The 7,004-nt window shown below is 65.3% G+C and carries 6 protein-coding genes; 2 read left to right on the top strand and 4 right to left on the bottom strand.

The features are described from left to right. The first annotated feature begins 373 nt into the window (after window positions 1-373). Both OVO38_RS10455 and OVO38_RS10450 read left to right on the top strand, forming a co-directional pair. Window positions 374-532, top strand: a complete 159-nt coding sequence (locus OVO38_RS10455; protein WP_158221629.1) for a hypothetical protein — start codon at window positions 374-376, stop codon at window positions 530-532. A gap of 61 nt (window positions 533-593) precedes the next feature. Continuing rightward, window positions 594-1,034, top strand: coding sequence for a DUF6918 family protein (locus OVO38_RS10450; protein WP_267208445.1), 441 nt, complete (start codon window positions 594-596; stop codon window positions 1,032-1,034). A gap of 77 nt (window positions 1,035-1,111) precedes the next feature. Here OVO38_RS10450 and gyrB read toward each other — a convergent pair whose 3' ends face one another. From gyrB to dnaN, 4 genes are all read right to left on the bottom strand, one after another. Further along, window positions 1,112-3,187 (bottom strand): DNA topoisomerase (ATP-hydrolyzing) subunit B, encoded by a 2,076-nt coding sequence (gene gyrB / locus OVO38_RS10445; protein WP_095278666.1) that lies wholly within the window; start codon window positions 3,185-3,187, stop codon window positions 1,112-1,114. A gap of 169 nt (window positions 3,188-3,356) precedes the next feature. After that, entirely contained in the window at window positions 3,357-3,980 is a 624-nt protein-coding gene (locus tag OVO38_RS12405) for a DciA family protein (protein ID WP_095548039.1), read from the bottom strand. Next, window positions 3,961-5,145: a DNA replication/repair protein RecF gene (gene recF, locus OVO38_RS10435; protein ID WP_267208444.1), complete on the bottom strand. Its 1,185-nt coding sequence runs from the start codon at window positions 5,143-5,145 to the stop codon at window positions 3,961-3,963. Before recF ends, OVO38_RS12405 begins: the two co-directional genes overlap by 20 nt. A gap of 85 nt (window positions 5,146-5,230) precedes the next feature. After that, window positions 5,231-6,430, bottom strand: a complete 1,200-nt coding sequence (gene dnaN, locus OVO38_RS10430) for a DNA polymerase III subunit beta (protein ID WP_095278663.1) — start codon at window positions 6,428-6,430, stop codon at window positions 5,231-5,233. Window positions 6,431-7,004 lie beyond the last annotated feature (574 nt).

The raw sequence follows: 7,004 nt of genomic DNA, 5'->3' as shown, positions 1-7,004 counted from the left end.
TGCGCTTGTACGGCATGCCGTCAAGAAACTTATCAACTGCTTGCTCCCGGATCTCACGGGGAAAATGCGCGGACATCAGAAACCCTCTCCGCCCCCGGGGACACTCCAACTATTTGTCCGCGGTCCCGCCGGCTCGCGTCTTCGTCAAGGTGATCTCGTCATCTGGGGCAGGGCATGCCGTTCTCGTCACCTGAGTAGCGGCTGCGTGGGCGTAGAAGGCTGCTCGTCCTGCTTCGTGAGCCAACGCTCCTTGACCCGTCACCCAGGCGTTCGCATTGAAAATCCACCTTTTTCGCCGGAAGCTCTGCGATACTTTTGAGTCCGACTTATACTTTGTGAGTCAGCTCAAGTTCCCAGAAATAAGGACACTCTCATGATTGCAGCCATCATTTCCTCCGTCGTCGGCCTCGCTTCCTCCGCAGCATTCGTCTGGTCGATCCTTGAGGTCTACACCGTCTCCCAGCAGCACCCAGGCATGCCGATCCCGGATGCCGCACGCATCGCCGCTGGCAAGTACGGCCTGCACTTCTAAGCGGCACTGCCGCCCGGCCCGTCTTCGGACGGGCTTTCTTTTCGCCGGTAAGATGTCCCGCATGTCTGATTTGCAGAAGCTGCTGGAAGAAACCACCCGTCCCGCCGTGACGAAGGACCTCGCCGAGCTGACGGAAACCACCGTGTCCAACCAGTCCGGCCTGACGGGCATGGCGCTGAAGTCGGCGCTCGCCGCGGGTAAGAAGGCGGACGCCAACGCGGTGTCCAAGGGCATCAATAAGGTGCTGCCGATGCTGGTCGAGCGCATCGAGCCCTACTGGGCCAACTACCAGGGCGAGGGCAGCGCAAGCGGGTTCGGCGGCTACCTTGCCGCGCACCAGGACGAGGTCGTGGATGACATCGTCAAGACTGCCGACGCCTCCGTGGACTCCCTGCCGGGCGCGGTGAAGAAGGTCTACACGTCGCTGCGCAGCAAGGCGTCGAAAATCGTCGCGCCCGCGTTGCCGGGTCTCGGCGAGATCATCGAGCGCCACGCGAAGTAACGCGCCAACACCACACCACTACACAGCAAAGCGGCCGGTAACCACGCTGGCTACCGGCCGCTGAGGCCCGATGTTGCCTATACGTCCAGGAAGCGGACGTCCTTCGCCTTGCGGGTGATGAAGCTGCGGCGGGCGGCGACGTCGTCGCCCATGAGGATGCTGAACAGCTCGTCGGCGCGCTGCGCGTCCTCCAGGTCCACGCGGCGGAGGATGCGCGTCTCCGGGTCGAGCGTGGTTTCCCACAGCTCCTTAGCGTTCATCTCGCCGAGACCCTTGTAGCGCTGGATACCGTCGTCTGTATTGATCTTGCGGTTGGCCTCGAGGCCCTCGGCGAGCTGGCGGTCGCGGTCGGCGTCGGTAAACGCGTATCCGGGCGCGCCCTTTGCCCACTTCAGCTTGTACAGCGGCGGGTTCGCCAGGAAGACGTGACCGTTCTGCACGAGGTCCGGCATGAAGCGGAACAGCAGGGTGAGCAGCAGCGTCGCGATGTGCTGGCCGTCCACATCCGCATCCGCCATGAGCACGATCTTGTGGTAGCGCAGCTTATTGATGTCAAACTCGTCGTGGATACCGGTGCCCAGCGCCGTGATGATGGCCTGGACCTCGGCGTTCTTGAGCACGCGGTCCATGCGCGCCTTCTCCACGTTGAGGATCTTGCCGCGCAGGGGCAGGATCGCCTGGTGCATGGAGTCGCGGCCGCCCTTGGCCGAGCCGCCTGCGGAGTCGCCCTCCACGATGAACAGCTCGGATTTCACCGGGTCCTTCGATCGGCAATCCGCCAGCTTGCCGGGCAGGCCGCCCAGGTCGGACGCGGACTTGCGGCGCACCAGGTCGCGGGCCTTGCGGGCCGCCTGGCGGGCGTGCGAGGACGACACGGCCTTATTAATAATCGCCTTCGCCTCGGCCGGGTTGGCGTCGAACCAGTCCGACAGGTTCTCATTCACCGCGCGCTGCACGAAGCCCTTGATCTCGGTGTTGCCCAGCTTCGTCTTGGTCTGGCCCTCGAACTGGGGGTCGCCCACGCGGACGGAGATGACGGCGGAGATGCCCTCGCGGCAGTCGTCGCCGGTCAGGTTCGGCTCCTTATCCTTGAGCAGCTTGTGCTCGCGCGCGTAGCGGTTCATCAAGCTGGTCAGCGCGGCGCGGAAGCCCTCCTCGTGGGTGCCGCCCTCGTGCGTATTAATCGTGTTGGCAAAGGTGTGGACGGATTGCTTGTAGGAGTTGTTCCACTGCAGCGCCACCTCGGCCTCGTGGTCGTCGCCCTTCTGGTCAAAGCCGATCACCGTCGGGTGGATCGTGGTCTTGCCCTTGTTCAGGTACTCCACGTAGTCGATCAGGCCGTTCGGGTAGTGGAAGGTGACCTTCTTCTCACGCTTCTTCTTCACGTTCGGGGCGACGGCCTCGCCGGCCTCGCCCTTTTCGGCGTCGGACTCGACCACGGTTTCGTCATCAAACGAGTCCTCTTCCACCAGCGCGGCGGTCTCGCCCTCCTCGGCGATGGCCTCGAGCTCGAGCTCCTCGTCGGAGACGCGCTCGTCCTTGAGCGTGATGGTCAGGCCCTTGTTCAGGAAGGCCATCTCCTGCAGGCGGCGGGAGATTGTGTCGTAGTCAAATTCGACCGTCTCGAAGATTTCCGCGTCCGGCCAGAAGCGGATCGCGGTGCCGGTGCCGCGGGCGTTGCCGCCCTCCTCCAGCTCGTCCGGGATGGCGTTGCTAAAGCGCTGGTACCAGTGCTTGCCGTCGCGCTTAATGTCCGCCTCGACGCGGGTGGACAGCGCGTTGACCACGGAAATGCCCACGCCGTGGAGGCCGCCGGAGACCGCGTAGGACTCGGAGTCGAACTTGCCGCCGGCGTGCAGCTGGGTCATGACGACCTGGACGGTCGGGGCGCCGGACGGGTGCATCTCCACCGGGATACCGCGGCCGTTATCAACGACCTCGACGCCGCCGTCCTTCAACAGGGTCACATCGACGCGGTCGGCGTAGCCCGCCATTGCCTCGTCGACCGAGTTGTCCACGACCTCCCACACCAGGTGGTGCAGGCCGCGCGTGCCGGTGGAACCGATGTACATGCCGGGGCGCTTGCGGACAGCCTCGAGGCCTTCGAGGATAGTAATTGATGACGCGTCGTAATGAGGTTGTTGCTCAGCCACTGCTTGGACTCTCCTCTATATGCGTGAGTGGGCAATATGTGCCTAAAGCCTGTTTAACCCGCTCTATCTTACACGTAGTGGGGACCATTTACGGCACCAGGTGAAGCAGCGACAGGGCGTTTCACGGGCGGATTTTGGGGTGGGCGGTGGCGTCGCTAAGCAAAAGCCCCTATCCGTACGTATCGCGCGGGCCGCGGCCCTTGACGTGCAGCGGGCCGTAGCGCCAGCTCTTGGTTTTGGGGCCGAAGATGTGCAGCTTGGTGATCACGTCGGGGCCGAGCTTCTCCGAGATCGCGCGCAGAATCGTGGACTGCATGTACTTGAGGTTGGAGGCCCAGGCCGTTGAGTCGCAAGTAATGTGGACCTCCCCATTTTTGATCATCTCCACCTTTGTGTGCTGCGCAATTTTCGCGCCGACCAGGCCCTCCCAATTGCCCATCACCCAGCCGTACGCAATATTTTCGGTCCAATCGCGCTGCCGCACCTCTTTGCCGAGCAGAGCGCTAAACGACGCCACCTCGTACCCCCGCGGCAACGCCCGCCCATCCTTGCCCGTGGGCCGGCCGCGGCGCACCCACGGCCTGCGGGCCTGCTCCTCAAAGTGGAGTCCGGGCACGGCCACCTCCTCGCCCTCCCCGGGGGCGCCCGTCGTCCCCGCCGTGAGCGCGCGCTTGCCCACGCTGCGGCGCGGCGTCACGTTCGCGCCCTGTTTCCGCAGGTTGGGCAGGCGGCGGCCGCTGCGGCGCACCGTCTCGCGCAGCTGGTTGAAGGTGTCACTGACCAGATCGCTCAATGTGCGACTCCCCCTCCTCCATCGTCACCGCGTAGCGTGCGGAGACCGCGTCGTCCAAGTTGCCGGGCAGATCATCGCCCACCGCCGCCGTAATGAGCACCTGCTCCGCGTCCTCCGCGACCCGCACGAGCCGCTGCCGACGCTTCGCGTCCAACTCCGCGAATACGTCGTCCAAGATGAGGACGGGGTCCGCGCCGTCCGCCGCGAGCAGCCGGTACTCCGCAAGGTGCAGCGCGAGCGCGTACGACCAGGTCTCGCCGTGCGAGGCGTACCCCTTCGCCGGCTGCTCGCCCAGGCTGAGGACCAGGTCGTCGCGGTGCGGGCCCACCAGCGTGGTCCCGCGGTCGAGCTCCTCGCTGCGGCGGCGGCCCAGCTCGCTGAGCATCGCGGCCTCCAGGATCGCGGGGTCCTCCGAGGGGCCATCATTGAGCGTCCGGACCGCCGCGTCCAGGGTGGAGCTGTACTTGATGTGCGCCGGCCGCGACTCCGGAGCCACCGAGTGGTAGGACTCCGTAACGTGCGGCGCGAGCTCGCCCACCAGGCGCATCCGCCCCGCCGTGAGCTGCGCGCCTAACGACGCCAACTGCCCGTCCCACACGTCAAGCGTGCTCAGCGCGCTCGCGCCCTGCGGGTCCTCGTAGCCGCGGCGCAGCACCATGTTGGACCGCTTGAGCAGGGCGTTGCGCTGGCGCAGCACCTTGTCATAGTCCGCCTTCACCCCGCCGAGGCGGCGGACCCGGAGCGCGGCGAGCGCATCAAGGAAACGCCGGCGCTCGGCGGGCTCGCCGTTGACCAGGCGCAGGTCCTCCGGGGAAAACATCACCGTGCGCAGGACGCCGGCCAGCTCGCGCGGCGACTTGAGCCTGGTGCGGTTGATCTGCGCCTGGTTGGCACCCGAGGCCTTGAGCAGCAGGTGCGTGGTGAGCGCCCGGCCCTCGTTGACCGTGGTGGCGGAGATACGCGCGCTGCTCGCGCCGCCGCGGACCAGCGGGCCGTCCGTGCTCACGCGGTGGCTGGACAGGACGGAGGTGTAGTAGACGGCCTCGACGATGTTGGTCTTGCCGTGCCCGTTGCGTCCGGCGAACACGGTGACCCCGCGCTCCAGCTCCAGGTGGAGCGAGGGCCACGAGCGGAAATCGCGCAGGTCAAGTTCGCTAACGTACAACGTTTCTTCTCTGAGTCGGCATGGTCAGCAATGTCAGCATGGTCGGCTTAGGGGGCGCGTTGGGGGCCGGACGAGTAGGCGTCGATTAGCCCGGCAGGCGCACTGGCATCAGCAGGTAGGTGAAGTGGGTCTCCGGGGTGGGGAACGTGCCGTCCTCGTTGGCCTCGGGCAGGTCCTCCGGCTCCGGGATCATGATCGCGGGGCGCGAGGCCTCGGTGAAGCCGAAGACGACGCGGTCGGTGCCGATGACGGACAGGCCGTCGCGCAGGTACCCGGCGTTAAAGGCGATGAGCAGCTCGTCCGCGCCGGTGAACGCGGCCGGCAGGGATTCGCTCGCCTCGCCCGAGTCGACGCCGGAGGCGAACAGGCTCACCTCGCCCTCGCGGAAGTGCAGGCGGATCTGCGCGTTGCGGTCGGCCACGAGGGAGACGCGGCGGATGGACTCGAGCAGCGGGGCGACCTCGACCGTGGCCATGGAGGTGTGCGCCTTGGGCAGCAGCGGCTCCACATTGGGGAAGTCCGCGTCGAGCATGCGGGTGGTGGTTTCGCGGTTGCCCACGTGCATGCCGAACAGGCCCTCGGCGCCAACGTTGTCCTGCGCGCCGACCGCGATCTCCACCGGGTCCTCCAGCTGGGTGTCCAGCGTGCGGGCATTGTCCAGGAGGGTCTTGGCCGGGACCAGGAGCTTCGCCTCCACGTCCGGGCTCTGCGGCTCCCACTCCAGGCTGCGGATGGCAAGGCGGAAGCGGTCCGTTGCGGTCAGGCGCATCTTTGCGCCGCGGATCTCCACGTGGATACCGGTGAGCATGGGCAGCGTGTCGTCGCGGCCGGCAGCGGAGGCGACCTGGGAGACCGCGCGGGTCAGCGACGCCGGGGCGATCGTGCCGGTGGTCTCCGGCAGGCTGGGCACCTGCGGGTAATCATCCAGCGGCATCAGCGGAAGCTCGAAGCGGGCCTTGCCGCCCACCAGCTTCATGGTGTTGTTGTCCGTGGTCACCTCAACCGGTTGGTGGGGCATGTTGGCCACGATGTCCGAGAGCAGCTTGCCGGCCACCGCGACCCTGCCCGGCTGGTCAACCTCGGCGCCGAGTCGGACGCGGGTGGACACCTCGTAGTCAAAGCCGGCGAGCTCCAGGCCCTCATCGTCCGCGGTGATCACAATTGCGCGCAGGATCGGCTGCGTGCTCTTGGTGGGCAAGGCGCGAGCCACCCACGCCACGGCGTCAGAGAGGTCATCTTTGTGGACGCGGAATGACAGGGTGTTCTCACCGATGCTCTCGACCATAACGGCGTAAGGCTCCCTTGCTTGTAGTCGTGATGTTGAAACCGTTGCGCGGCTACCCGCGGTAACCAGGATCTGTAATTACGTTCTCACTCTAGGCGGGGCGCCGGGGCTTCGCCATATCGCCCCGGGGCGAAAGCGGGTTTTGTAATTCCAAGAATCGGGCTGTCCGAGCGGACAGCGGGCGGGTCATGCACAACCTCTCTTTCTGTAGAAGGAATTACAAGTAAAAGAGTTGGTAACTGCAGTAGGTGCTGTGCAATCTGTGGAATCCATGGGTTTCGCGGTGGTGGTGGCGCGAAACAGGGCTGTGATTCGGGGTGTGGAGTTTCTGTGGATATCTCCGCGCGGTTGTGGATAACTTTTCGGGCGCGATTTTGTTCCACAGCAGGTCGGACGTTGTCCACTGGGCTTTCACAAGATTTGCACGGTTATCCACAGGGCGGATCTGGGGGCTTGCGTCAGGTGCCGTGTGAGCAAGATCGCCAAATTACAACGGCGTAATTACACAGGTGTGGAGAAGTCTGTGGAGAGTGGTAAGAGAGTGACTTCTGGGGTTTTTGTGATCTTGTGGGGC

Source organism: Corynebacterium sp. Marseille-P8863 (assembly GCF_946902955.1).
GTDB classification, from domain to species: domain Bacteria; phylum Actinomycetota; class Actinomycetes; order Mycobacteriales; family Mycobacteriaceae; genus Corynebacterium; species Corynebacterium gottingense.
Note: the sequence above shows the minus strand (reverse complement) of the source record. Positions and strands in the feature narration are given on the sequence as shown.